Raw genomic sequence first — 24148 nt, 5'->3', positions numbered from 1 at the left:
CCGATTCCGATGTCGGCCGCTCACCGCGGGGCCTGAACGCAGAATCGATTGCCTTCCGGATCCGTCATGACCGCATAGCCGCCGCGCTGCTCCGCCAGCCTTCCCCCGAGCGCCTGGATGCGCGCCACCTCGTTCGCCAGCGGCCCGCCGACCAGATCGAGATGGATCGGCCCCTTGCGCGCCGCCGCCGGACGTTTCTGGAAGCAGAGGCAAGCGCCGGGACCGTCGACCATCACGACGGGGTCGGTCTCCGGCGTGAACCCCAGAGCGGCGAGCCGGGCGATCTCGGCCGCATCGTAGGCGCGCACGGCGTATCCGGTGAGAACGGCCGCCCAGAACCTGGCGAGCGCGGCCGGATGGTCGCAATCGAAGACGATCTCGCGCAGGATCGCCATCAGCCCAGCGCGGCCACGCGCGCAGCGAGCGCCCGGTCCACGGCCTCGTAATGCGGGGTGAAATCGCGGGCGATCCGTTCGGCGCTCCACACGGCCGGCAGCAGGCCGCGCAGGGATTCGGTCTGGATCACGCGCGTTCCCTGCCCTTCCGGCGTGAGGTGGAAGCCGTGGCGGCCATGGAAGATCAGCGGGACCACGCCCTGCCAAGCGATCTCGCGCCCGGGTTCGCAGGCGACCAGCCGCGCCGGCTGCCGGATCGTGGCGCCGGGCTTGCCGGCGAGGTTCAGAAAGGTCAGGTCGAGCCGCGCCCCCGGCCGCGCCTCACCTTTCGCCTTCACGTTCAACGGATTCCATTCGTGATAGCGTGAAAAGTCCGCCAGCACCTCCCACACCCGATCGGGCGGGGCGTCGATGAAGCTTTCGGTGCGGATCAGGTGCATGAGCCGATCCTGGCACGGGCGGGCGGCCGCAACAATTTCGGCCGGGGCGGAACCATGGCTCAGCTGCCGCATTCTCGCCACAGAAGGCGGCGTTCCCGTAGACACCGCCGCCTTCGTCAGGCCCCGCCCGCTCGCCGGACGGGGCCTGCCTGATTTCCGTCGCCGAGAAACCAGGCGCCTTGCCGGAAAAATTCCCGCTCCCACTGCGATTTGACGCGAAAGATTTACCAGCCTGAGGGTCAATGCCGCCGCGCGGCGTCCCGTAGACAGCGCTGCGCATTCTCCGGCCTCGCTCGCGTTTCAGGGCGGGGCCGGACCCTCAGCGGCCCAGATCGGGCGGGCGCCAGGTTGCGAACCTGCCTGCGACACCCCACCCTTGGATCGGCTGCGGCGTGTCTACGACGGCCCATTGGCGCGCCAATCCCGGCTCCTTACGGACATTGGGTCGAAGCCACCCGAAAGGGCGCTTATACGCCGCAGCCGCCCGATCGTGGCCGAGGAGGCGCCGGGACCGCCCGGCGCCTCCTCGACGCCCCTTTTCCCGGATGCTCCGGCGAGCCCAGGAGGGAACAAGGCTCGCCGGTCCTCGGCGGCCCCGCCGGGAGGAGATAGGGGCCGCCTTCGGGTCAGTGGAAGGCTCCGCGCCGGTCGGCGCCGCGCTCCGAGGCGGGATCTGGACCTTTCAGCCGGCCGCCGGGCCCGACGCCGGCCTCGTCGGCCGTCGGCGGCCCGCCCGGCCGCGGCTTGGCGTCGTGGGAATTGCGCTCGCCCGGCGCCTGGTTCCCTACGTCGTCGCGCCTCGTCTCGCCCGCCATGGATGCACGTCCTTTCCGATGTGCGGGATCAACTCCGCGGATCTCGGGACGTTCCACCTATACTATTGAAAATAAACAATATTGCGGAGCTCGTTGCGGCGTTACCGCCCCTACTCTGCAAGCAGCCCCTCGACGAATTCCGGAAGCCACACATTGCGGCCCGGCTTCAGGCGCTCGGCGCGGTAGATGTGGGCGAGGTCGGCGTAGGCGCGGTCGAAGTTCTTGTTGACGATGACGTAGTCGTAGAGCCCCCAATGGGCGATCTCCTCCTTGCCCAGCGCCAGCCGCTGGCGGATCACCTCCTCGGAATCCTGGGCGCGGGCGTGCAGCCGGCGGGAGAGGTCGTCCCAGGCGGGCGGCAGGATGAACACCCGCACGCTGTCGTCGGGCATGGCTTCCGCAATCTGCTTGGCGCCCTGCCAGTCGATGTCGAACAGCACGTCCTTGCCCGCCGACAGCGCGGCTTCCACCGGCTCCGCCGGGGTGCCGTAAAGGTTGCCGTTCACCTCGGCCCATTCCAGGAAGTGGCCGGCGTCGATCCGCTCTTCGAACAGGGCGCGGTCGAGGAAGAAATACTCCCGCCCCTCCTCCTCGCCCGGGCGCGGGCTGCGCGTGGTGCAGGAGATCGAGAGCGTCAGGTCCGAGTGGTCGGCCACCAGGCGCCGCGACAGCGAGGTCTTGCCGGCTCCGGCAGGGCTTGAGACCAGCAGCAGCAGGCCCCGGCGCTGGGTCTCCCAGGGACGCGGATGATCGCCGTCGGTCATGATGGTTCGCTGCTTTCCGGTTACAATTCAGCCCGCAGGGCTATCGTATTTGATCTCCCCCTGTCCCGCATGGCGGGAGAGGGACTGCGCCTGGGTCAGATGGAAGCCCCTACTCCACATTCTGCACCTGCTCGCGGAACTGCTCGATGGTCGCCTTCAGCTCCAGACCCGTCGCCGTCAGGGCCGGAAGGGCGGACTTCGAACAGAGGGTGTTGGCCTCGCGCATGAATTCCTGGGTCAGGAAGTCCAGGCGCCGGCCGCTTGGTCCCTCGCCGGCGACGAGGCCGCGGGCGGCCGCCACATGGCCCTTCAGGCGGTCGAGCTCCTCGCGCACGTCGGCCTTCACCGCCATGGTGGCGGCCTCGACCACGATCTTCTCCTCGCCGACGCCCTCGCCCAGGAGTTCGGCCATGCGGCGGGCGAAGCGGGCCTTGATGGTCGCAGGCTGTTCGGCGGCGATGTCGAAGGCGTCGCCCGTCAGCGCCTCGATCCGATCGACCAGGCCGATCAGGACCTCCAGGAGCTGGCCGCCCTCCTCCCGTCGTGCGGCGGCGAGCGCGTCCAGCGCCACGGCGATGGAGGCGGCCATGGCGGCCTCGACGGCGGCCTGGGTTTCCGGATCGTCCAGGGTCTCGGCGGTCTCGGCCACGCCGCGCAGGGCCAGTAGCCCATCCAGTCTTGGTGGGGCGGCCCTGCCGTCGGCCACATAAGGCGCGCCGGCGGCCAGATAACGCTCCATCTGGTCGAGATTGATCCGCACCTGGCCGCCGGCCTCGGCGCGCTTGGCCTGCAGGCCGACGGTGAGCTGGCCGCGGGCGAAGCGGCTCTGGGCGCCGTCGCGGGCGGCGCGTTCCAGCGTCTCGAAACCCGGCGGCCCGCGGAACCGGACCTCCAGGTTGCGGCCGTTCACCGAGCGGGCCTCGACCGACCAGGTCCAGCCCGCCGCCGCGCCCTCAGCCCGGCCGAAACCCGTCATTCCGCTCAGCGGCATGGCGACCGGCCTCCGTTCATCGGCCGCCCTTCGCCGCAGCCGTCTTGGGCGCCGCGCCGGCCGCCTCCAGGCGCTCGCGCTCGATCTGGCGCCAGCGGGCGACGTTCTTCTGATGCTCTTCGTAGGTGGGGGCGAAGACATGCCCGCCGGTCCCGTCGGCGACGAAGAAGAGGTCCTCCGTCTCGGGCGGATCCAGCACGGCGGCGATGGCGGCCCGTCCGGGATTGGCGATCGGCCCCGGCGGCAAGCCTGCGATCTGATAGGTATTGTAGGGGCTCGGCGCGACGAGTTCGGACGCGCGTAGGCCCCGCCCCAGCGGCCGGCCTTGCGTCAGGCCGTAGATCACCGTCGGGTCGCTGTCGAGGCGCATGCTCCGCCGCAACCGGTTGACGAAGACCGCAGCCACCCGCGGCCGCTCCTCGGCCACACCCGTCTCCTTCTCGACGATGGAGGCCAGGATCAGCGCCTCCTCCGGCGTGGAGAACGGCAGGCCCGGCTGGCGCGCCGGCCAGAGCGTGGCCATCAGCTCGTCCTGGGCGTCCATCATCCGCTTGAGCACGGCGGCCCGGTCCTCGCCCCGCTGATACTGATAGGTTTCCGGCAGCAGCGTGCCTTCCGGCGGCTCCGGCGCGACGCCGGTCAGGATCGGAATGGCGGCCAGGGCCTCCACCACCGCCCGCGAGGTCATGCCCTCCGGCACCGTGATCTGGTGGCGCACCACTCGGCCGGCGCGGATGTCGTCCAGCACCCGGGCCATGGAGGCTCGGCTTGGCACCTCGTATTCGCCGGCCTTCAGGCTCTTGCCCGCCCCGGTCAGCTGGGCGGCGGCCACGAAGATGGCGGATGAGCCGATGGCGCCGGCGCGCTCCAGGGTCGAGGCGATCTCGGTCACGCCGGCGCCTCGGCGTAGGATCACAACGGTGGCTTCACCGGACCGGGCGGCCGGCCCCGGCCCGTAGTAGCTCCAGAGCGCCCAACCTAGGATCAGGGCCGCCACCGCCGCCAGGGTGGCGGCGGCCGAGCCCAGGGCGATGGCCAGGCGGCGGGCGGGGCTCAAGCCCCCGCCCCCTCGGGCGCGGTTCCTGCGGCTCACGAGACCTTCTTGAACACCACCGAGGCGTTGGTGCCCCCGAAGCCGAAGCTGTTGGAGAGGGCGACCTCGATGGGCATCGGCTTGGCCTGGTTGGGCACGAGGTCGAGGGCCGTCTCGACCGACGGGTTCTCGAGATTGATCGTCGGCGGCGCGATCTGGTCGCGGATCGCCAGGACGGTGAAGGCCGCCTCGATGGCCCCGGCCGCGCCCAGCAGGTGGCCCGTCGCCGACTTGGTGGAGCTCATCGCCACCTTGCTGGCGGCGTTGCCCAGCAGGCGCTCGACGGCGCCCAATTCGATCTCGTCGCCGAGCGGCGTCGAGGTGCCATGGGCGTTGATGTAGTCGATGTCGGCCGGCTCGATCCCGGCGTCCTTGATCGCCGCCTTCATGGCGCGGAAGCCGCCATCGCCGTCCTCGGCCGGGGCGGTGATGTGATAGGCGTCGCCCGCAAGCCCGTAACCGGCCACCTCGGCGTAGATCTTGGCTCCGCGGGCCTTGGCGTGCTCGTACTCCTCCAGCACCAGGACGCCGGCGCCCTCGCCCATGACGAAGCCGTCGCGATCCTTGTCGTAGGGGCGGCTGGCGCGGGTCGGATCGTCGTTGAAATTGGTCGACATGGCGCGGCAGGCGATGAAACCGGCGATGCCCACCGGGCAGATGGCCGCCTCCGCCCCGCCGGCGATCATCACGTCGGCGTCGCCGTACTTGATCAGCCGCGCCGCGTCGCCGACGGCGTGGGCGCCGGTGGCGCAGGCCGTCACCACCGAGTGGTTCGGCCCCTTGAAGCCGTAACGGATCGAGACTTGGCCCGAGGCGAGATTGATCAGCGAGGACGGGATGAAGAACGGGCTGACGCGGCGCGGGCCCTTCTCGTGCAACTCGACCGAGGTCTTCTCGATGGTGGCGAGACCACCGATGCCGGAACCGATGATGACGCCGGTGCGCTCGCGATCCTCGTCGGTCTGCGGCTCCCAGCCGGAATCCTTCACCGCCTCGTCGGCGGCCGCCATGGCGTAGAGGATGAAGTCGTCGACCCGGCGCTGGTCCTTGGGCGCCATGGTCTGGTCGGGATCGAAGGCGCCAGGCGTGTCCGGCCCGCCGCCGCCGCGGCCGTCGACCCGCGGCACCTCGCAGGCGACCTGGCAGGCATAGTCGCTGGGATCGAAGGTGGTGATCCGGCCCGCGCCCGAGCGCCCGGCCAGGATCGCCTTCCAGCTGATCTCGGCGCCCTGGCCGAGGGGGGTGAGAAGTCCGATGCCGGTGACGACGACGCGACGCATTCAGGCCTCCGATACGCAGACCGCCGCGGGGCGCAAGCCGACGCGGCGGTCAAAACCTCAATGAATTCCGGGGCTTTAGCCGCCCAGGCGCTCACCGATGAACTTCACCGCGTCGCCGACGGTCTGGATGTGCTCCGCCGCGTCGTCGGGGATCTCGATGTCGAACTCTTCTTCGAAGGCCATGACCAGCTCAACGTTGTCGAGGCTGTCGGCGCCCAGATCGTCGATGAAGCTGGCCTTTTCGGTGACCTTCTCCGGGTCGGCGTCGAGATGCTCGATAACGATCTTCCGCACGCGCTCGAGAATGTCGGACATGCTGTAGTCCCTCTGTTTCTAAAATCCATCCGCAATGGCCGACAGCTTGTCAACCGTTGCAGAACTTCGGTTTGAGGACGCTCGCCTCGCCCGTTCGGCGCTGGCCGTAGCATGTTCGCCACGGCCGCGCCAGCGGGTCAGATCATGGCCATGCCGCCGTTCACGTGCAGGGTCTGGCCCGTCATATAGGCCGCCTCGTCGCTGGCCAGATAGACGCAGGCGGCGGCGACCTCGTCGCCCGAACCCAGCCGGCCGGCCGGAATGGTCGAGAGAATCTGCGTCTTCTGGCTTTCGTTCAGGGCATCGGTCATCGGGCTCTCGATGAAGCCCGGCGCGATGCAGTTGACGGTGATTCCGCGGCTGGCGACCTCCTGGGCCAAGGCCTTGGAAAAGCCGATCATTCCGGCCTTGGAGGCGGCGTAGTTGGTCTGGCCGGGGTTGCCCATGACGCCGACCACCGAGGTGATTCCGACGATTCGGCCGGCGCGGCGCTTCATCATCCCGCGCAGCACGGCGCGGGAGAGGCGGAAATAGCTCTCCAGATTGACCTTCAGGACCTCGTTCCAGTCCTCGTCCTTCATCCGCATCAGCAGGCCGTCGCGGGTGATGCCGGCGTTGGCCACCAGGACGTCGAGCGGCGCGCCGGCGGCCTCTTCGGCCCGGCCGACCAGGCCGTCGACGGACTCCGGATCCGAAAGGTTGGCCGCAGCCACCGAGGCGCGCTCGCCCAGGTCCTTGGCGAGGTCCGCCAGCACCGCCTCGCGGGTGCCGGAGAGCACGACGTGGGCGCCGGCGCCGTGCAGAGCGCGGGCGATGGCGCCGCCGATACCGCCCGTGGCGCCGGTGACGAGGGCGGTCTTGCCGGTCAGGTCGAACATCGCGTGCTCCCTAGAGGCTCTTGGCGAAGGCTTCGAGATCGGCCGGGGCGTTCAGCGGCGTGGCCTCGGCGTCGGGGGCAATGCGCTTGGCCATGCCCGACAGCACCTTGCCGGCGCCGGCCTCGGCGAACCGGGTGACCCCGCCCTCGCCGGCCAGCCAGATCATGCTTTCGCGCCAACGCACGCGGCCGGTCACCTGCTCCACCAGCAGGCGGCGGATCTCCTCGGGATCGAGCGTCGGCCGGGCGGTGACGTTGGCCACCAGCGGCGCGCGCGGCGCGGAAATCGCCGCGCCGGCCAGCGCCTGGGCCATTTCGTCGGCGGCGGGCTGCATCAGCGGGCAATGGAAGGGCGCCGAGACGTTCAGCGGGATGGCGCGCGCGCCCAGTTCCTTGGCCTTCTCGATGGCCAGGTCGACCGCCGCCTTGGCGCCGGAGATCACCACATTGCCCTGATTGTTGTCGTTGGCGACGACGCAGACGCCGGCCGCGGCGCCCGCCTCGGCCGCCTGCTCGGCGAGGGCCACGTCGGTCTTGGGGCCGATCAGCGAGGCCATGGCCCCAGCCCCCACCGGAACGGCGCGCTGCATCGCCTGGCCGCGCAGCTTCAGGAGCCGCGCGGTGTCGGCCAGGGAGATCGCGCCGGCGGCGGCGAGCGCGGAGTATTCGCCCAGGCTGTGGCCCGCCACGAAGCCCGCCTTCTCCACCGGCACGCCGAACTCGCGCTCCAGCGTCCGCATCACGGCCAGGCTGACCGCCATCAAGGCGGGCTGGGCGTTCTCGGTGAGGGTCAGGTCGCCTTCCGGGCCTTCCCGCATCAGCTTGGAGAGGTTCTGGCCGAGCGCGTCGTCCACCTCCTGGAAGACCTCGCGGGCGGGCGCGAAGGCCTCGGCGAGGTCGGCGCCCATGCCGACCGCCTGGCTGCCCTGGCCGGGGAAGATGAAGGCGAGGCTCATGCGGCGTCTCCCGATTGGCCGGCGCGTCCGTGCGCGCTTCGACGATTCCGAGCCGGGAGGGTTAGGCGATCAGGCCGGGCCCGGCAAGGCTGCGCCTTCCGCAAGGACAGCCTGGATATCCGCCGCAACCGGCCGCAAGCTGACATCGAGAAGAAGCCAGGGAGGGCTCCATGCGCGCCGTCATCCGCCGCAACAAGGCGCTGGTCTGCGACGAGATCGAAGATCTGGCGCCCCAGGCCGGCCAGGTGCTGGTGAAGACGCTGGCCTGCGGGATCTGCGGCTCGGACCTGCACGCCCTGCATCACATGGAGCACATGATCGAACTGACGAGCCGCGCCAACGGCGGCATGACCAACGGCTTCGATCCGACCAAGGACACGGTCTTCGGCCACGAGTTCTGCGCGGAGATCCTGGACCACGGGCCGGACACCAGCGGCGCGCTGAAGGCGGGGACGCGCGTCGTCTCCATGCCGGTGACCCTGACGCCCGCCGGCGGGGCGGAGATGTTGGGCTTCTCCAACGCCCTGCCCGGCGGCTTCGCCGAGCGGATGATCCTGTCGGAGGCGCTGCTGCTGCCGGTCCCCAATGGCCTGCCCACCGACCAGGCGGCGATGACGGAGCCTTTCGCCGTGGGCGCGCACGCGGTGGCGAAAGCCAGGCTGGACCCGAACTCCGTGGCCCTGGTGGTGGGCTGCGGGCCCGTGGGGCTGGCGGTGATCGCCGGGCTGAAGGCGAAGGGGCATGGGCCGGTGATCGCGGCCGATTTCTCGCCCCGGCGCCGCGCGGCCGCCGAGATGCTGGGCGCCGACGTGGTGATCGATCCGGCCCAGGAGAGCCCGCACGGCCGCTGGGAAGGCTTCGGAGTGCCCACCACCCGGGCGGCGCAGAACATGATCCGGATGATGGGCGGAAGCTTCGGCCGGCCAGTGGTCTTCGAATGCGTCGGTTCGCCCGGCGTGCTGCAGAGCCTGGTCGAAGCGGCGCCGGCCGGCGCCCAGATCGTGGTGGCCGGGGTCTGTATGGAGACCGACCGGATCGAGCCGGCCATCGCCATCACCAAGGAGATCGAGCTCACCTTCGTGTTCGGCTACACGCCCGAGGAGTTCGCCGAGACCCTGCACCACATCGCCGAGGGGGTGATCGACGTGTCGGGGCTGGTCACCGGCAAGGTCGGCCTGGCGGGCGTGGCCGGCGCGTTCGAAGCCCTGGGCGATCCCGAGGCGCACGTGAAGATCCTGGTCGAGCCCGGGTTGGCCTAGAGCACGATGTGATCAGACGGAATGGTCTGATCGTTGAATCGTGCTCTAGATTCAAGAGCTTGAGCGCGTTCTGATCGCAAAACCGGGGTCCACTTTTGCGGAACGCGCTCTAGAGGCTCATCGGAGCCGCATAGCCGGTGAGCTCCAGATAGCCGCGGCCGCCTTCGGCGGCGACCGCGCCTTCCCAATAGATCGGGCCGCCGGCGGCCCGGCTGTCCAGTTCCTGGTCGTCGAATAGCGGGCGGAGGGTCCAGCGCCGCTCGCCCTCCGGCAACCGGAGGGTCAGGCCGCGCTCCACAGGATAGACGGCGTCGGTTCGCGGCGAGCGCCAGGTCCGCAGGGTGGAGAAGGCGACGTCGCCAGGCGCAAAGACCGTAACCTCGCCGTTCGGCCGGCGCAGCGATCCGCCGGCCCAGAGCGCCTGACCCTCTGAATCGCGGACCTGGAAGGCCATGAGCGCGGCCCCATCGTCGAGATTGAGCCCCACCCAATCCCATCCCACCGCTTGGGGATCGAGCAGGGTCGAGGACCATTCGCGGTCGAGCCAGGCTGTCCCGGTGACCGGTTCGGGCCGCCCGTTGCGGGTCAGGGTTCCGGCGACCGCAAGGTGCGGCAGGCTGTAGTAATGGCTCGCCTGTGAGGCCAGCGGCCCCTTGCGGCTGTAGCCCCCCTCCCCCTGCACCAGGATCGGCTGGGTCGGGCGGAAGACGAAGTCGAAGGCGAACTCGGCGCCTGGTATGCGGACGGCGATCTCGTCGTCGGGCGCGCGCCGCATCCGCCAGTCGTCGATGACGATGTCCATGTCGCTGGTCGAGGCCTCGGCCAGGCCGAAGCCCGCCCGCGCGGCGCGCTGGTCGTGCGACAGCCGCCCGACCTTCGGATCGGACAGGGCGGCGTGGGCGAAGAGGATCTGCTTGGGCGCAAACGCGCTGGGATTGCGCTGGTCGACCGGCGGGCGCGAGCGGAAGAAGGTCACCTGGAACCCCAGGGTCTCCCCATCCCGCGTCTTCAGCCAGCCGGTGACGTACCACCACTCGGTGCGGAACTGCGGATGGGCGCCGTGGTCGGCCGGGAAGCGCAGCGGGACACCGGGGCGCACCTCCGGATAGGTCGGCCGCTCCGGCCCCGGCTGGGTGGCTGCAGGCGCGGCCGCCAGCAGGAAGGCGAGGAGGAAGGCAGCAAGGCTCCGCATCACCAGTCCTCCCGCACGGCGCGCACCGCATCGGCCGAGAGCGCCCGGCGCCCGGCGAGCAGGGCCGTGACCGCGGCGGCCGTCACCAGCCCCGCCGCGACGCCGGCGAGCAGCCGCCAGGGCAGATGGGTCTGCATGGTCCAGTGAAAGGACTGCGGGTTCACCACGTGGATCAGCACCTGGCTCATGGCGAGCCCCAGGCCGATCCCGGCCACCACACCCACCGCCCCCAGCAGCGCGCCTTCCGTCGCCAGCATGGCGACGATCTGGCGACGGGAGACGCCCAGGTGCCGCAGCATCCCGAACTCCTTGGCCCGTGCGAGGGTCTGGGCTGAGATGGTGGCGGCGACGCCTGCCAGCCCCACGAACATGGCGATGGCTTCGAGCCCATAGGTCACCGCGAAGCTGCGGTCGAAGAGGCGTAGCGCGAAGGCGCGCAAGGTCCGCGGTTCGGCCACGTCGATCCGGTCGGCGAGGGCTGGCGGCAGGGCCGCCCGCAACGCCGCCTCGCCTTCGCGGGCGGTGGTTCCCGGCTCCAGGTCGAACGAGGCTTCGTCCCGCCGTGGATCGCCGGTCAGACGGGTGTAGTCCTCGCTCGCGATGGCGATCGCCCCGTGCTGGCGGGCGTAGTCGCGCCAAACGCCGGCGACAAGAACCCGCGCCCCCTGGCGGCCGACCGGCAGGTCGATCTCCTGGCCTGCCCGCCAACCATAGAGCCGGGCGGCCGGCTCGGAAATCCAAACGGGCGTGAGCCCGGCTCGGGGCTCATGCATCCGTCCTACGGGGATCATCGGCGGGGTCCCAGGGCCCATCGGCCGCACGACGAGGGCCACCGGAGGCCGGTCAGGTGCGATCCGCAGCGGCACGGCCTTGGCGAAGTGCGCCCCGGCGATGCCCGGCGCGGCGGCCAGCGCCGCCTGGGTCTGGGGATCGAAGCCGCCGCCCGACGCCGCCGTCTCCACGCGCATATAGAGATCGGCCGGCAGCACCTGGACCAGCCAGTCCTCCACCGAGGCGCGGAAGCTCGTCACCATCACCGCCATCGCCACCACCAGGCTGGCGGAGGCGACCATGCCGCAGAGCGCCACCGCCGCCTGGGAGGGCGCGCCCCACAGCCGCTTGAAGGCGAGGTCGACGGGTGGGGCGCGGAAGGTCCGGCTTCGAACCGGCGCCAGCAGCACCCGCGCCAGCCACGGCATGCCGGCGACGCCGCCGGCCAGCAGCAGGGCCATGGCGGCGTAGCCGAGCACGGGGACGCCGCCGATCGCGGGCGCCAGGGCCGCGACGGCGCCCGCGAGCAGGAGCCCGACGGCCGGCCCAGGCGAGGGACGGCGGCGCGGATCGAGCGCTTCCCCGGCGTTCTTCAGCGCTACGGCCGGGCGCGCCCGGGCCGCCTCTCGCGCCGGAAGCATGCTGCCGAATGCGGCGGCGGCGAGCCCAAGGCCGAAGAAGACGATGGCCGCGCGGGGCGCGAAGGCGAGTTCCGGCCGCGCGCCCTCGAAATAGCCGCCGCCCAGATCGCCGCCCAGGATCCGCAAGGCCGCCGAGGCCAGACCGACGCCGAGGGACAGCCCCGCCAGTCCTCCGACGATCCCCACCACGATCCCCTCCCCCAGCACCTGGGCGATCAGGTCGCGCCGGCGCGCGCCCAGCACGCGCAGCAGCGCGAACTGTGCGCGTCGCCGGGCGACGGAGAGCTGCTGGGCCGAATAGACCAGGAAGCCGCCGGTCAGCAGGGCCATCAGGGCCAGCATGTTCAGGTTCACACGATAGGCGCGGCTCATGGCGTCGCTGCGCCGGCCCTCGCTCTCGGCGTCGACCAGCTGGGCCTCGGCCGGCAGCCGCTCGGCGACGGCGGCGCGCAGACGGGTTTCGGCCACGCCCTGGCGGGGTTTCAGGTCGAGCCGCTGCAGCCGGCCCAGTTGGCCGAACCGCCACTGGACCGTCGCGATGTCGGCCACGGCGAGCAGCCGCCCCTCCTCCGCCCCCGGAAGGCTCCCGGCGACGCGGAAATCGGCCTCATGACCGGCGGCTCTCAACGTCACCCGTTCGCCAGGCCGCACGCCCAAGCGGTCGAGGGCCGCGTTCGACAGGAAGAGGGCGTCCTCGTCGATAAAGGCTTCGTCCGTCGGCCCGCGCGCGCCCTCCGCCGCGGGGCGGCCGATCAGGCTGGGCGTCACCGCGGCCGCACGGAAGATGTCGAGGCCGAGCAGGGTCAGCCGCTCGGCGCCCGCGCGCGCCTCCAGCTCCACGACCGGGCTCGCCGCCGCTACGCCCGGTGTGCGCGCCAGGACCGGATAGAGGCTCTCGTCGAACCCGGCGGGCGTGGCGGAGCGGACCTGCAGCTCCGCCTCGCCGTTCACCGCGGCCACGGCGCGGGAGAATTCAGCCAGGGCCGAGGCGTTGACCAGATGGACGGCCAAGCCCAGGGCCACGCCCACGGCGATGGCGACGGCGGCGAGCGCCACGCGCGCCGGATGGGCGCGCCATTCACCGAGGATCATCCACCGGGCAGCCTGGCCCGGCAGGGCGGGCGCCTCAACCGCCATGACGCGGCGCCAGCCCACTGCGCGACAGGGCCAGCGTCCGGTCGGCCGCGGCCGCCGCGACCTCCGAGTGCGTGACCAGGAGCGCGGCGGCGCCGGACCCGCGCACCTGTTCGGAAAAGAGCGAGAGCACGCGGTCGGCGGTTTCCGGGTCGAGATTGCCCGTCGGTTCGTCGGCCAGGATCAGGCTGGGCCCATGCACGAGCGCGCGCGCGATCGCCACGCGCTGCATCTCGCCGCCCGAAAGCGCTTGGGGGAAGTCGGCGTCGCGGCCCTCCAGCCCGACGGCCGCCAGCATGTCCCGCGCGCGGGCCAGGGCCGCCGCCCCGCCCCGGCCCTGCAGCACGAGCGGGAGGGCGACGTTCTGGACGAGCGTCAGGTGCGGCAGGATGTGGAAAGCCTGGAAGACGAAGCCGATGCGATCGCGCCGCAGCCGGGTGCGGGCGTCGTCGTCCAGCCCGCCCAGCGTCGAGCCGCCGACGATCACCTCGCCGGCGTCCGGTTCGTCGAGGCCGGCGATGAGGTTGAGCAGGGTCGACTTGCCGACCCCGGACTCGCCCATCACCGCCACGAACTCGCCAGGCCGCAGCTCGAAATCCAGTCCGTCGAAGAGCACCCGCCCGCCCGGCACGGTCTTGGCGAGCGAACGGAGGACCAGGGCGGGCGGCGACATAGGGCTTATAACGCTCCGCCGCCCGCCGATGTCGAGTGTGTCAGCGATTGGGCCGCCGCTGGGCGAGGGCCGCCACCGCCGCCGAACCGATGGAACCCTGCTCGTCGTAGAGGAAGCATTCGCCGATGGCGACGCCGTCGGTGGCCTGGTGGTTGATGGTCTCGAACCCGATCCACTCCGTCTCAGGCAGGCGGTGCAGGTAAAGCGTCACATCGGAATTGATGTAGGCGAGGCCTTCGCTGGAGGCGTTGGCGAAGGGGCTGGCGAAGTCGCAGGCCACGGCGACGCGCGTGAAGGGCGTCAGCGGCGAGCCTTCGACCAGCTCGCGCACCTCGGCCATCCAGATTCGGCGCTGGCCGGGGGTTCCGAAGCCGCCGGTGATCGGCTTGGTCTTCCACATGCCCCCCATGCCGGCCCGCGGGTCCTGCGGCTCGGGGATGTCGGCGGGCTTGGGCGCGGTCCAGAGAGGCGGCTTCCACACGTCGCCTGGCGGGGTTTCGGTGCGGCGCAGGAACTGGCTCGTCGCCCGGCCCATGCTGACCCCGCCTGAGATGAACTCGGCGTCCACGACGCGGATGCGGCCGCCCTCGCGGACCACCTGCGTCCTCACCTCGATCGGGTCGAAGCCTGGAAGCCGGTACATGTCGACGGTCAGCCGGGCCGGGATGAAGTCCGGATCGCCGTGCTTGCGCTCCAGCTCGTAGCCCAGCAGGCCGATGATCACCCGCCCGTGCAGGGACTGCGGATTCCACGGGCCGCGGCTGGATGGGTTGGGGATGTAATGATCCCCGTCGCGTCTGAAAAAAGGTTCGTTTGTCATGGCGGCGCGGACCATGCCGGATTCCCGCCCGCCAGGCGAGGAGCTTGGCCTTTGGGACTGGGCTTCAGGCCGCGGCGTTCTCGCCGACCAGCCCTTCCAGCTCCGCCAGCACCTCGCGCCAGGCGCCGTCGACCTCCGCAGACCACTCCTCGGCGAGCAGGTCGCGCAGCACGTCGCGCACCGTGCCGAAGAAAGAGGCGAAGACCCGCGGCGGCACGCCCAGGCCCTCGTGATTGACCACCTCCGCCCGCACCATGTTGGCGCCGTAGGCCCTGGGGCCGGCCAGGTCGAGCAGCACTTCGAAGACGTTGGCCAGCATGTTGCCTCGCGCCGAGCCCTGGTCGTCCATCACGAACAGGCGCTCCATGTCCGGGCTCTGGGCGAACAGGCGCTCATAGACCTTGCCGGTGGGATCGCCCCAGCGTTCGGCGACCCGCTCCAGGGTCCATTCGATCAAATGGCGATCGGCCATCTTGCCCTCACGCTGCGGCCCATGGTGACTTGCCGCCAAGCACACACCACATCGAGATCCCTAGTCCATGCGTTTCAGCGCCAGTCTGCTTGCGAGTATCGCCATCACCGCCTCCACCGCCCTCCCCGCCGCCGCCCTGCCCGACCCGACCGATCCCTACGTCCATCTCGAGGAGATCGAAGGGGAGCGCGCCCTGGCCTTCGCCCGGGCGGAGAACGAGCGCTCCCTTCCGCGCCTGCAGAACGATCCGCGCTATGCGGAGCTGCACGCCCAGGCCCTGGCCATCGCCACGGCCAAGGACCGCATCCCGATGGTGGGCTTCGCCGGCGACGGTACCTTGCGCAACTACTGGCAGGACGCCGACCACGTGCGGGGGATCTGGCGCGCCACGAGCCTGGAGAGCTATCGGGCGGGCGCGCCGGAATGGCGCACGATCCTGGATCTCGACGCGCTCGCCAAGGCCGAGAACGCCAACTGGGTCTGGAAGGGCGTCGACTGCCTGGCGCCTGACGACCGGCTCTGCCTCGTCTCCCTCTCCAATGGCGGCAAGGACGCCGTCGAGGTCCGCGAGTTCGACACCCAGGCGGGCAAGTTCGTCGGCGGGTTCAAGCTGCCCGAGGGCAAGCACCGCGTGACATGGATCGACGCCGACACGCTGGCCGTCGCCACCGAGTGGGCGCCGGGGGAGATGACCACGTCGGGCTATCCGTTCGTGGTGAAGCTGCTCAAGCGCGGCCAGGCCCTGGCCGATGCGCAGGAAGTCTTCCGCGGGCGGCGCGACGACGGCGGCTATGGCGTGTCGCCCTACACCTTGCGCGACGCCGACGGGCGGCTGCAGGCGGTGCTGATCCATCGCCCGCTCGACACCTTCAACGCCGAGACCTACCTGCTGACCGACGCCGGGCCGGTGAAGCTGCCCTTCCCGCTGAAGTCTTCGGTGCAGGGCCTGATCGACGGCCAGATGCTGCTGAGCCTGGAACAGGACTGGGCCGAGCGCGGCCTGAAGTCCGGCGACCTCGTCGCCTTCGATCTCGCCGCGGTGAAGGCCGATGCGGCCAAGGCGACAGCGACGCTGGTCCTGCGGCCCACCGAACGGCAGTCGATCGAACAGGTGGCCACCACCCGCAACCGGCTGGTCGTGGCGCTCTACGAGGACGTGAAGGGCCAGGTTCTGGCCTTCGAGCACGGCCCGCAAGGCTGGCGCTCGAAGAAGCTCGACCTGCCCGGCGAGGTTTCGGTGGGCGTGGCCTCGGCGTCGGACCGCGACGACCGGCTGATGCTGACCGTAACCGGCTATCTGACGCCTTCGACCCAGGTGCTGGCGGACGCCGGCACGGGCGCGAGCGAGGTGCTGCGCACCATGCCTGAGCGGTTCGACGCTTCCCGGCATGTGGTGGAGCAGTTCTGGGCCACCTCGAAGGACGGAACCGGGGTGCCCTATTTCGTCGTGCGGCCGAAGGACCTGAAGTTCGACGGAACCGCCCCCACCCTGCTCTACGCCTATGGCGGCTTCCAGGTGTCGATGACGCCGGCCTATTCCGGCGCGGTGGGCAAGCTCTGGCTGGAGCGCGGCGGGGTCTATGTGGTGGCCAACATCCGCGGCGGCGGGGAGTTCGGCCCGCGCTGGCACGAGCAAGGCCTGAAGCTGAACCGGCAGCGGGTCTATGACGACTTCTTCGCCGTCTCCGAGGACCTGATCTCGCGAAAGATCACCAGCCCCAAGAAGCTGGGGATCATGGGGGGCTCCAACGGCGGCCTGCTGATGGGCGTGGCCCTCACCCAGCGCCCGGAGCTCTACAACGCCGTGGTCATTCAGGTGCCGCTGTTCGACATGATCGGCTACACCCACATCGGCGCGGGCGCCTCCTGGGTCGGCGAATATGGCGATCCGGCCAATCCGGAAGAGCGCAAGGTGATCGACACCTACTCGCCCTACCAGAAGCTGGCGGCGGGCAAGGACTATCCGCTGGTGTTCCTGGAAACCTCGACCAAGGACGACCGGGTGCATCCCGCCCACGCCCGCAAGGCCGCCGCGCGCCTGAAGGAACTCGGCTACGACTACCTCTACTATGAGAACATCGACGGCGGCCACGCGGCGGCGGCCAACCTCAACGAAACCGCAAAGCGCCAAGCCCTGGAATTCACCTACCTGACCCAGCGGCTGATGGATTGATTCAAGCGCCGATCCCGCCACCGGGAGACAACTGTCGCACGTGGCGCCAGCCGCGCCTATTCCCTCTCCCGCTAGGCGGGAGAGGGTGTCCGAAGGACGGGTGAGGGCGAGGCGCAGCCGGGGCCGCCGTCAGGCGGGCGGCGCGAGGCGGCGCGAAAAGCTGCAGCGCCTGATGTTGGCGCCTGTCGGCGCCAGCGGCTCCGCCGCCCTCGCGGCCTTCGGCCGCGAGGCCTCACCTGGCCTTCGGCCTGTCCTCTCCCGCAGGCGGGAGAGGAAGATGGCGGATACAATAGCGCTGCCGGAGGAGGCGACATCCTAGGATTCAAAACCCCGGCCGCGTCTCCACCTCCCGCGCGGTGACCGGCTCGCCGCATTCGGAGCACACCTGCATGGGACGGAAGTCGCAGCCGCAGGCCTTGTGGCGGTGGAGCATGGGCGGACCTCGCTCGTCGGCGTAGTGGCGGTCGCCCCAGGCGACGAGGGCCATCATCGCCGGATGCAGCTCCAGCCCCTTCTCGGTCAGCCGGTATTCGTGACGCGTCGGGCTCTCCTGATAGGGGACGCGCCTCAGCACCCCCTCCTCGACCAGGAGCTTCAGCCGGTCGGCGATGATGGTGCGCGAGATGCCGAGCCGCTGCTGGAAGGCTTCGAACCGGCGCACCCCCAGGAAGCAGTCGCGCAGGATCATCAGGGTCCAGCGATCCCCGATCACGGCGGTGGATCGCGCCATCGAACAGGGCTGGGCGGCCAGATCTTCCCACTTCATGCGCCGTCTCCTGGGTGTCGGAAGGCAGATTGACGTGCGTCCAGATTCTATACCATAGTCCGTTTAGAAAATAAACTTACAGGAGCGGGCCATGTCGGGCGTCTGTCTGGTGATCGGGGCGGGAGACGGCGTCGGCGGCGCCATTGCGAGAGCGTTCGCAGCCGAGGGCCTGGAGGTCTGCGTCACCCGGCGCGCGCGTCACCTGGAACAGCTGGAGGCCCTCGCCGCCTCGATCCGGGAGGCCGACGGCAAGGCCCGGGCCTTCGGCGTCGACGCCCGCTCGGAGGAGGAGATGACCGCCCTCTTCGGAAAGATCGAGCGTGAGGTGGGGCCGCTGGAGGTCGTCGTCTTCAACATCGGGGCGAACGTGCGCTTCGAGACGGTCGAGACCACCAGCCGCGTCTTCACCAAGGTCTGGGAAATGGCCTGCTTCGCCGGCTTCCTCACCGGACGGGAGGCGGCCAAAGCCATGCTGCCGCGCGGCCGCGGCGCCATCCTGTTCACTGGCGCCTCGGCGTCCTTACGCGGACGCCAGGGGTTCTCGGCCTTTTCCGCCGCCAAGCAAGGCCTGCGCGCGGTGGCCCAGGCTCTGGCCAAGGAAGTGGGCCCGCAAGGGATCCACGTCGCCCACGTGGTGGTGGACGGCGCCATCGATGGCGTCTTCGCCCGCGAGAACATCCCCGACCGGGAAGAGCGCCTGGCCCGCGACGCCATCCTGAAGCCGGAGGAGATCGCCCAGAACTATGTCTGGCTGCATCGCCAGCATCGCTCGGCCTGGACGCACGAACTGGACCTGCGCCCCTGGTCCGAAGCCTGGTGAGGGAGGAGAGCCCATGACCAAGACCGTCGAGTTCATCTTCGATTTCGGCAGCCCGAACGCCTATCTGGCCTGGCAGGTCCTGCCGGAGATCGCCCGGCGCACGGGCGCCGAGGTGGAGCTGGTCCCCTGCCTGCTGGGCGGTCTCTTCAAGATCACCGGCAACCAGGCCCCGATGGTGGCCTTCGGCGGAATCCAGGGCAAAATGGCCTATGAGGCCAAGGAGACCCAGCGCTTCATCGCGCGCCACGGCCTGTCGAAATTCCAGTTCAACCCGCACTTCCCGGTCAACACCCTGCTGATCATGCGCGGCCTCGTCGCCGCGCGCCGGCTAGGGGTGGAAACGCCCTACCTGCAGGCGGTGCTCGCCGCCATGTGGGAAGACGGGCGCAAGATGGACGATCCGGAGATCGTCGCCGAGGTGCTGACCCAGGCCGGCCTCGATGCCAAAGCGATCCTCGAGAAGACTCAGGACCCCGAAGTGAAGGCCGAACTGATGGCCAACACGGAAGCCGCCGCCGCCAGGGGCGCCTTCGGCATCCCGACCTTCTTCGTCGGCGAGGAGATGTTCTTCGGCAAGGAGCGCCTGGGTCAGGTGGAGGAGGAGCTGTCTACCGCTTGAGTAGGGCGGTCAGGCTTCCGTCCGACTCCAGTACGATCGCCTCCGCGTCGGAGAGATCCCGGCCGCCGCGGTCGCGGACGGCCGCCAGCAGTTCGTCTTCCGTGACGCGCTCATGCCGCAGCGCCTGCGAGAGCGGCTCTCCTGCCCGAAGCAACAGGCGCGGCTCCGATTTGACCAGCCGATTGAGAGCCTTCCACCGCACGGAACTCCAGGTGACCACGAACTGGAGGGCCACCAGCAGGCCCAACGCCGTGACGCCCTGGGTCAGCGGCAGGTCGTCGGAGGTGATGACGCTAGCGAGGGTCGAACCGAGGGCGACGGTGACCACGAAGTCGAAGGCGTTCAGCTTCGAGAGCGTCCTCTTGCCGGAAATCCGCAGCATGAGAATCAAGGCGACATAGGCCGCGACGCCCACAATGAGGATCCGGAGCGGACCGCTCCAGCCGTCGAAGAACATCTGCGGATCCATGGCCTCTCACCCGCTCATCCACCCTCAGGACTGAACGCAAGGCGGCCGTGGCGGTTACTTGGAAATGCGTCGCGACGTGCTCCGCCTGAAGCTGCTCCGCGATCTGGAAGCCTGGATCGAGAAGCCGATGTTGGCGCTGAGCGCCCTTTGGCTGGCGCTGCTTGTGGTGGAACTCGCCTGGGGTCTGCCCCGGATCCTTCAGACCCTTAGCCTGGTCATCTGGGGCGTCTTCATTCTCGAATTCGGGCTGCGCCTGGCCTTGGCGCCGCACAAGCTGAGCTTCATAGCGCAGAACCTGCTCACCATGGCCGCTCTCGTTCTGCCGGCCATGCGCCTGTTCCGGATCGCGCGCGTGCTCCGGTTCGCCCGTGGAGCCACTCTGCTGCGGGTCGTCGCCGGCGCGAACCGCAGTATGAACGCCCTGCGACGGTCTATGGAACAGCGCGGGTTCGGATACGTGGCGGCGCTTACCATGGTCGTCTGCGTGCTCGGCGCCTTGGGCATGCGCACGTTCGAGGCGGGAGGCCCCAACGGCGAAGCCTTCTCGACCTTTGGCGACGCCCTGTGGTGGACCGCCATGATCCTCACCACCATGGGATCCCAATCCTGGCCTGCGACGCCGGAGGGGCGCCTCTTGGCCCTGATCCTCTCGATCTACGCCTTCGCCGTTTTCGGCTACGTCGCCGCAGCCTTGGCCAGTTTCTTCGTCGGCCGGGACCAGGAAAGCCGGCACGCCACCCGCGACGACGTAGAAGCGCTGCGTCAGGAAGTCGAGGCGCTGCGGAAGGATCTGCGCCGGACTTGAGACGCGCGCCGACGCACCGGCTGCGCGGCCTCGACGGCGGCTCGGATGTCCTCGCGGCGGGCGAGCCGATCCTTCGCATAGCTTAGCGCGAGGTCCGAGAGCCGCCCTGCGGCCGTAGACAGTCGGGGATCCCGCGAGACTGAAAGCGCAAGCAGCGCTTCCTGCAATTGTCCGTGCAGCGTCGGGTCGCCCGCTCCAAAGCGGGCAATCGGCTCGAAGACGTCGCACAGCAGGCCGTATGGATCGAGCTGCGGGAGAACCACGTTCTGACAGGGCTGCGCTTTTGCAGTCGCCGCCTCGCCGTATTCGGCGAACAGGGCGGCGGCTTGCGACGCGACCTCCCGCGCGAGGCCGGCGTCGTTTACGCCGCTGGACAAACCGCGCGCGGCGATCTCGCCAAGGACGGTGAGGCCATAACGAGGATCCTGCTCGAAAGTCCGGTGCGACCCGACGGTGATCTTGCCGCGGAGGGCCGCCGCGCATCGCGTGCTGAGCTCCGGACCCTCAAGCCATAGGAGCGGCGTCGCCGCGTTGACGAAGGAGCCAGGGAGCACGGCCAGGCGCACCGTGAACCCTTCCTTCTGAGCGATCCCATCCAAGCCTTTCAGATCGATGTTCTGAACGTAGCCCACCCGCTCGGCCACGAGCACCCTTGCGTCCTTGGGCGGCGACTCGTCCTTTGCGCAATGGGCCAGCATGATCGGTCGGCTGGCCAGCGCATGCGAAGCCGCGGCGGCGACCCGGGATATGATGTCTCTGGCCTGGCCGAGGCTGGAGAGTTGGCCGATCCACCTCAACATGGCGGCGATGACCAGGCAGAGGACCAGCAGCGTGACGAAGAATAGAATCACACGGCCCTCGGAGCCGTAATATTCCGTGTGGAGAGCGATGATCCCGACGATGCTGTAGATGAAGGCTCCCACGAACGTGGCGAGCGAACTGCGCACCGGTCCATCAGCCACGATCAACGGCCCCGCCCTGGGCGAGATGTTGCTCACCACCGCCGTGTAGGCGGTGACGAGCGTGGTCAAGGAGAAGGTGGCGACGGCGAGCATGCTGCTCGCCAGGATCGTCAGGATGTCGTCGACGGCGTCGGAGCCGAGCTTGAGCGGGAAGTCGCTTGGAACCAAGTGACCGAACTGGGCTGCCGCCAAGGCCGCGGCCAGGCCCAGGGCGCTGTACAGCGCCGCCGTGACCCAAAGGCGCCGGGAGAGTTGCAGCAATCGGAACAGCAGACTTGGCAAACTAGCCTCCGGCGCTCCCAACGCGCAGATGCGTCGCCCGCTCCGTCCGCGTCGTTGCCTTCATCCTGGACCCCGTTAACAGTCCCACTCGGATCGCAGACCAGTCGGAGATGGCATGAGCGTCGTTGCCGCCTACGTGTACAGAGACGGCGTTCGGGTGCGCGAAGCCTCCCTCGATCCCGGAGGTCTCGAGCTGGGACCTGACGAGTTCGTCTGGATCGGGCTGTTCGAGCCGGACGAGGCGGAGCTTCGGACGCTTGAGGAGCGGTTCGGCCTGCATCCGCTGGCGGTTGAGGACGCCCTTTCCGCCCATCAGATGCCGAAGGTCGAGATCTATGGCTCGGAACTGTTCGCCGTGGCGCGCACAGCCGACCTGGCCGAGGAGCGGATCGTCTATGGCGAGACCCACGTCTTCGTCGGCCGCAAGTACGTCGTCACGGTCCGGCACGGCTCGGCTCGGGCCCACACCCAGCTTCGCGCTCAGCTCGAAGCCTCGCCGGCCCTGCTGCGACACGGCGCCGACTATGTGCTGCACGCCATCCTCGACTTCGTGGTGGACGGCTATCAGCCCATCGTGGAGTCCATCGAGGAAGCGGTGCTGGAGATGGAGCAGCGCGCGCTCGACACATTCCTCTCCCGCGCGGAAGTGGCGCGCATCTTCAACCTGCGCCGCCAGCTCATCCGGTTCCGGCGCATCCTTGGCCCGATGGAGGAGGTCGCGAGCCGGCTCGAACGCCTGGAGCTGCCCTGCATCGACGCCGAGACCCGGCCCTATTTCCGCAATGTCTCAGATCACGTCCGCCGGGTGATCAGTCGGGTCGACGGCCTTCGCGAGACCTTGGCTTCGGTCTTCGAAGTCAGCAACCTTCTGGAGCAGCAGCGCCAGAGCGCCATCACCCGCAAGCTCGCGGCCTGGGCCGCCATCCTGGCGGTGCCGACCGCCGTCGCCGGGATCTACGGCATGAACTTCGACGTCATGCCGGAGCTGCGCTGGCGCTACGGCTATTTCGCGGTGCTGACCGCCATCGGCGTGCTGTGCGGCTATCTCTACATGCGGTTCAAGCGCTCCAGGTGGCTCTAGCCGCCATTTGCCCGCGCCCCGAACGGGGGTAACACTCGCGTCACACACACCTCAGGGGCGCGAGGCGGCATGGACATCGACGCGGCGGGCGTGGCCGTCACGGGCGGGCTGGTAGGGGCGGCGATCGAGAAGCCGGCCGGTCAGGCAGGCGAAGCGCATCATGCCTGCAGCGACTGCGGGGCGCAGACCCACGGCCGGTTCTGCCACGAGTGCGGCCAGCCCACCCACGTGCACCGCACCCTGCTGCACCTGTTCGAGGAGATCCTGCACGGGGTGATGCACTTCGACAGCCGGATGTGGCGCACCCTGCCCCTGCTGTTCCTCAATCCCGGCAAGCTGACGCGGGAGTGGGTGCTGGGCAAGCGGACCCGCTACGTCTCGCCGCTGGCGATGTTCCTGTTCACCGTCTTCGTCATGTTCATGCTGCTGAGCTTCATGCCGGTGGCGCCGGAGACGCAGGCGACCCCCGCCGAACGCCAGGCGGCGTCCGGCACGATGCTGTTCCGCGCCGCCAACGCCGTGACCCAGGCGGAAGTGGCGCTGGGGAACGCCCCAAAGGGCGACGACACAGAATCGGCCGCCCGGCGGCGTGAGCTGGAGGCGGAAGTCAGGGCCGCGCGCAAGGAGCTGGAACAAGCGAACGCCGCCATGCAGGCCAACCCCACGGCGCCGGACATGCGCCTGGTGACCTCGGGCTGGGCGCAGGAACTACGAGAGGCGGCGATCTCCGGCCAACTCAAGGTGAACACGGGCAATCCCGATCTCGACAAGAAGCTCAAGAAGAAGCTCGAGAACCCCGAACTGGCGCTCTACAAGATCCAGCAGACCTTCTACAAATTCTCCTTCCTGCTGATCCCGATCTCGATCCCCTTCGTGGCGATCCTGTTCCTGTGGAAGCGAGGCTTCACCCTCTACGACCACGGGGTCTTCGTCCTCTATTCGCTGACCTTCGTGGCCTTGCTGATGATGGCCAGCGCGATCGCCAGCCGGGTCAGCGACCTGACCTTCGGCCTATTGCTCACCGCGATCCCCTTCATCGTGCCCGTCCACATGTTCGCCCAGGTGAAGGGCGCCTACAGCCTCTCGGTCTTCTCCACCCTTTGGCGAACGGTGCTGCTCCTGATCTTCTCCTCCATCGCGCTTTCGTTCTTCGTCACCGCGATCATCATGCTCGGCCTGACCGGCTGAACCGGCCTGCGCTTCCACCACCTGCGCGGGTGTGCGACACATTCCCCATGGGAGGGGCGCGGATGCGCGCCGCCGACAATCCAACCAATGCGCTA

General features: G+C 69.6%; 25 protein-coding genes. 7 read left to right on the top strand and 18 right to left on the bottom strand.

The annotated features are described in order from the left end of the window. Positions 1–20: 20 nt before the first annotated feature. The 10 genes from ACK41C_RS14475 to fabD all read right to left on the bottom strand — a co-directional run bounded on the left by ACK41C_RS14475 (position 21) and on the right by fabD (position 7926). Positions 21–395 (bottom strand): VOC family protein, encoded by a 375-nt coding sequence (locus ACK41C_RS14475; RefSeq protein WP_409655682.1) that lies wholly within the window; start codon positions 393–395, stop codon positions 21–23. Then, a complete protein-coding gene (locus tag ACK41C_RS14470; protein WP_409655680.1) occupies positions 395–835 on the bottom strand; it encodes an SRPBCC family protein in 441 nt (146 codons plus the stop codon). Before ACK41C_RS14470 ends, ACK41C_RS14475 begins: the two co-directional genes overlap by 1 nt. A 626-nt stretch (positions 836–1461) precedes the next feature. Continuing rightward, positions 1462–1650 (bottom strand): hypothetical protein, encoded by a 189-nt coding sequence (locus ACK41C_RS14465; RefSeq protein ID WP_409655679.1) that lies wholly within the window; start codon positions 1648–1650, stop codon positions 1462–1464. A gap of 110 nt (positions 1651–1760) precedes the next feature. Continuing rightward, entirely contained in the window at positions 1761–2414 is a 654-nt protein-coding gene (gene gmk, locus ACK41C_RS14460; protein ID WP_409655677.1) for a guanylate kinase, read from the bottom strand. 109 nt (positions 2415–2523) lie between these two features. Next, positions 2524–3405 carry a YicC family protein gene (locus ACK41C_RS14455; protein ID WP_409655675.1) on the bottom strand — a complete coding sequence of 294 codons (882 nt, stop codon included), beginning with the start codon at positions 3403–3405 and terminating at the stop codon, positions 2524–2526. A gap of 16 nt (positions 3406–3421) precedes the next feature. Then, positions 3422–4462 (bottom strand): endolytic transglycosylase MltG, encoded by a 1041-nt coding sequence (gene mltG / locus ACK41C_RS14450; RefSeq protein WP_409655673.1) that lies wholly within the window; start codon positions 4460–4462, stop codon positions 3422–3424. 32 nt (positions 4463–4494) lie between these two features. Further along, on the bottom strand, positions 4495–5778 hold the full coding sequence (gene fabF, locus ACK41C_RS14445) for a beta-ketoacyl-ACP synthase II (RefSeq protein ID WP_409655671.1): 1284 nt from the start codon (positions 5776–5778) through the stop codon (positions 4495–4497). A 75-nt stretch (positions 5779–5853) separates the two neighbouring features. Next, positions 5854–6093, bottom strand: coding sequence for an acyl carrier protein (locus ACK41C_RS14440; RefSeq protein ID WP_110449928.1), 240 nt, complete (start codon positions 6091–6093; stop codon positions 5854–5856). A gap of 137 nt (positions 6094–6230) precedes the next feature. Continuing rightward, positions 6231–6971 carry a 3-oxoacyl-[acyl-carrier-protein] reductase gene (gene fabG / locus ACK41C_RS14435; RefSeq protein ID WP_409655669.1) on the bottom strand — a complete coding sequence of 247 codons (741 nt, stop codon included), beginning with the start codon at positions 6969–6971 and terminating at the stop codon, positions 6231–6233. 10 nt (positions 6972–6981) lie between these two features. Then, on the bottom strand, positions 6982–7926 hold the full coding sequence (gene fabD, locus ACK41C_RS14430) for an ACP S-malonyltransferase (RefSeq protein ID WP_409655667.1): 945 nt from the start codon (positions 7924–7926) through the stop codon (positions 6982–6984). Positions 7927–8096: 170 nt separating this feature from the next. On the opposite strand from fabD, the gene ACK41C_RS14425 reads away from it, so the two are divergent. Then, positions 8097–9185 (top strand): zinc-binding dehydrogenase, encoded by a 1089-nt coding sequence (locus ACK41C_RS14425; RefSeq protein ID WP_409655665.1) that lies wholly within the window; start codon positions 8097–8099, stop codon positions 9183–9185. Positions 9186–9294: 109 nt separating this feature from the next. Here ACK41C_RS14425 and ACK41C_RS14420 read toward each other — a convergent pair whose 3' ends face one another. The 5 genes from ACK41C_RS14420 to ACK41C_RS14400 form a co-directional block, all read right to left on the bottom strand. Further along, a complete protein-coding gene (locus ACK41C_RS14420; RefSeq protein ID WP_409655663.1) occupies positions 9295–10377 on the bottom strand; it encodes a lipocalin-like domain-containing protein in 1083 nt (360 codons plus the stop codon). Next, a complete protein-coding gene (locus ACK41C_RS14415; RefSeq protein WP_409655660.1) occupies positions 10377–12926 on the bottom strand; it encodes an FtsX-like permease family protein in 2550 nt (849 codons plus the stop codon). Before ACK41C_RS14415 ends, ACK41C_RS14420 begins: the two co-directional genes overlap by 1 nt. After that, complete coding sequence (locus tag ACK41C_RS14410) at positions 12916–13596, bottom strand: ABC transporter ATP-binding protein (RefSeq protein WP_409655658.1); 681 nt, start codon at positions 13594–13596, stop codon at positions 12916–12918. The genes ACK41C_RS14415 and ACK41C_RS14410 overlap by 11 nt, the downstream gene beginning before the upstream one ends. A 40-nt stretch (positions 13597–13636) precedes the next feature. Beyond that, a complete protein-coding gene (locus ACK41C_RS14405; protein WP_409655656.1) occupies positions 13637–14416 on the bottom strand; it encodes a thioesterase family protein in 780 nt (259 codons plus the stop codon). 64 nt (positions 14417–14480) lie between these two features. Further along, entirely contained in the window at positions 14481–14888 is a 408-nt protein-coding gene (locus ACK41C_RS14400) for a globin domain-containing protein (protein WP_409655654.1), read from the bottom strand. A gap of 67 nt (positions 14889–14955) precedes the next feature. Here ACK41C_RS14400 and ACK41C_RS14395 point away from each other — a divergent pair, with 67 nt between their 5' ends. Further along, positions 14956–17061, top strand: a complete 2106-nt coding sequence (locus ACK41C_RS14395; RefSeq protein ID WP_409655653.1) for a prolyl oligopeptidase family serine peptidase — start codon at positions 14956–14958, stop codon at positions 17059–17061. 322 nt (positions 17062–17383) lie between these two features. Here the strand turns inward: ACK41C_RS14395 and ACK41C_RS14390 are convergent, their stop codons facing one another. Next, positions 17384–17827: a winged helix-turn-helix transcriptional regulator gene (locus tag ACK41C_RS14390; protein WP_409655651.1), complete on the bottom strand. Its 444-nt coding sequence runs from the start codon at positions 17825–17827 to the stop codon at positions 17384–17386. Between the two features lie 91 nt (positions 17828–17918). On the opposite strand from ACK41C_RS14390, the gene ACK41C_RS14385 reads away from it, so the two are divergent. Then, positions 17919–18647: an SDR family NAD(P)-dependent oxidoreductase gene (locus ACK41C_RS14385; RefSeq protein ID WP_409655648.1), complete on the top strand. Its 729-nt coding sequence runs from the start codon at positions 17919–17921 to the stop codon at positions 18645–18647. 13 nt (positions 18648–18660) lie between these two features. Next, complete coding sequence (locus ACK41C_RS14380) at positions 18661–19266, top strand: 2-hydroxychromene-2-carboxylate isomerase (protein WP_409655646.1); 606 nt, start codon at positions 18661–18663, stop codon at positions 19264–19266. Here ACK41C_RS14380 and ACK41C_RS14375 read toward each other — a convergent pair. Continuing rightward, positions 19256–19735 carry a DUF421 domain-containing protein gene (locus ACK41C_RS14375; protein WP_409655644.1) on the bottom strand — a complete coding sequence of 160 codons (480 nt, stop codon included), beginning with the start codon at positions 19733–19735 and terminating at the stop codon, positions 19256–19258. The two genes, ACK41C_RS14380 and ACK41C_RS14375, sit on opposite strands and share 11 nt — an antisense overlap. Positions 19736–19811: 76 nt before the next feature. Here ACK41C_RS14375 and ACK41C_RS14370 point away from each other — a divergent pair, with 76 nt between their 5' ends. Continuing rightward, complete coding sequence (locus tag ACK41C_RS14370; protein ID WP_409655641.1) at positions 19812–20540, top strand: ion transporter; 729 nt, start codon at positions 19812–19814, stop codon at positions 20538–20540. Here ACK41C_RS14370 and ACK41C_RS14365 read toward each other — a convergent pair. Then, entirely contained in the window at positions 20498–21784 is a 1287-nt protein-coding gene (locus ACK41C_RS14365) for a DUF2254 domain-containing protein (protein ID WP_409655638.1), read from the bottom strand. The two genes, ACK41C_RS14370 and ACK41C_RS14365, sit on opposite strands and share 43 nt — an antisense overlap. Positions 21785–21899: 115 nt before the next feature. On the opposite strand from ACK41C_RS14365, the gene ACK41C_RS14360 reads away from it, so the two are divergent. Both ACK41C_RS14360 and ACK41C_RS14355 read left to right on the top strand, forming a co-directional pair. Further along, the gene (locus tag ACK41C_RS14360; protein WP_409655635.1) at positions 21900–22865 is read left to right on the top strand and encodes a magnesium and cobalt transport protein CorA; all 966 of its coding nucleotides are present in this window, start codon (positions 21900–21902) and stop codon (positions 22863–22865) included. 69 nt (positions 22866–22934) lie between these two features. After that, entirely contained in the window at positions 22935–24053 is a 1119-nt protein-coding gene (locus ACK41C_RS14355) for a DUF3667 domain-containing protein (protein ID WP_409655632.1), read from the top strand. Positions 24054–24148: the final 95 nt, after the last annotated feature.

The sequence above is a fragment of the Phenylobacterium sp. genome (assembly GCF_046290725.1).
In the GTDB taxonomy this organism is placed as follows: Bacteria; Pseudomonadota; Alphaproteobacteria; order Caulobacterales; family Caulobacteraceae; genus Phenylobacterium.
This window is presented reverse-complemented; position numbering and strand designations above follow the sequence as displayed.

Coding starts and splice junctions, on each gene's coding strand:
- ACK41C_RS14395 (WP_409655653.1), top strand. CDS start 14,956: ATGCGTTTCAGCGCCAGTCTGCTTGCGAGTATCGCCATCACCGCCTCC.
- ACK41C_RS14440 (WP_110449928.1), bottom strand. CDS start 6,093: ATGTCCGACATTCTCGAGCGCGTGCGGAAGATCGTTATCGAGCATCTC.
- fabF (WP_409655671.1), bottom strand. CDS start 5,778: ATGCGTCGCGTCGTCGTCACCGGCATCGGACTTCTCACCCCCCTCGGC.
- fabD (WP_409655667.1), bottom strand. CDS start 7,926: ATGAGCCTCGCCTTCATCTTCCCCGGCCAGGGCAGCCAGGCGGTCGGC.
- ACK41C_RS14425 (WP_409655665.1), top strand. CDS start 8,097: ATGCGCGCCGTCATCCGCCGCAACAAGGCGCTGGTCTGCGACGAGATC.
- ACK41C_RS14475 (WP_409655682.1), bottom strand. CDS start 395: ATGGCGATCCTGCGCGAGATCGTCTTCGATTGCGACCATCCGGCCGCG.
- ACK41C_RS14385 (WP_409655648.1), top strand. CDS start 17,919: ATGTCGGGCGTCTGTCTGGTGATCGGGGCGGGAGACGGCGTCGGCGGC.
- ACK41C_RS14410 (WP_409655658.1), bottom strand. CDS start 13,596: ATGTCGCCGCCCGCCCTGGTCCTCCGTTCGCTCGCCAAGACCGTGCCG.
- ACK41C_RS14420 (WP_409655663.1), bottom strand. CDS start 10,377: ATGCGGAGCCTTGCTGCCTTCCTCCTCGCCTTCCTGCTGGCGGCCGCG.
- ACK41C_RS14380 (WP_409655646.1), top strand. CDS start 18,661: ATGACCAAGACCGTCGAGTTCATCTTCGATTTCGGCAGCCCGAACGCC.
- ACK41C_RS14455 (WP_409655675.1), bottom strand. CDS start 3,405: ATGCCGCTGAGCGGAATGACGGGTTTCGGCCGGGCTGAGGGCGCGGCG.
- ACK41C_RS14375 (WP_409655644.1), bottom strand. CDS start 19,735: ATGGATCCGCAGATGTTCTTCGACGGCTGGAGCGGTCCGCTCCGGATC.
- ACK41C_RS14355 (WP_409655632.1), top strand. CDS start 22,935: ATGGACATCGACGCGGCGGGCGTGGCCGTCACGGGCGGGCTGGTAGGG.
- ACK41C_RS14360 (WP_409655635.1), top strand. CDS start 21,900: ATGAGCGTCGTTGCCGCCTACGTGTACAGAGACGGCGTTCGGGTGCGC.
- gmk (WP_409655677.1), bottom strand. CDS start 2,414: ATGACCGACGGCGATCATCCGCGTCCCTGGGAGACCCAGCGCCGGGGC.
- ACK41C_RS14390 (WP_409655651.1), bottom strand. CDS start 17,827: ATGAAGTGGGAAGATCTGGCCGCCCAGCCCTGTTCGATGGCGCGATCC.
- fabG (WP_409655669.1), bottom strand. CDS start 6,971: ATGTTCGACCTGACCGGCAAGACCGCCCTCGTCACCGGCGCCACGGGC.
- ACK41C_RS14465 (WP_409655679.1), bottom strand. CDS start 1,650: ATGGCGGGCGAGACGAGGCGCGACGACGTAGGGAACCAGGCGCCGGGC.
- ACK41C_RS14405 (WP_409655656.1), bottom strand. CDS start 14,416: ATGACAAACGAACCTTTTTTCAGACGCGACGGGGATCATTACATCCCC.
- ACK41C_RS14415 (WP_409655660.1), bottom strand. CDS start 12,926: ATGGCGGTTGAGGCGCCCGCCCTGCCGGGCCAGGCTGCCCGGTGGATG.
- ACK41C_RS14470 (WP_409655680.1), bottom strand. CDS start 835: ATGCACCTGATCCGCACCGAAAGCTTCATCGACGCCCCGCCCGATCGG.
- ACK41C_RS14400 (WP_409655654.1), bottom strand. CDS start 14,888: ATGGCCGATCGCCATTTGATCGAATGGACCCTGGAGCGGGTCGCCGAA.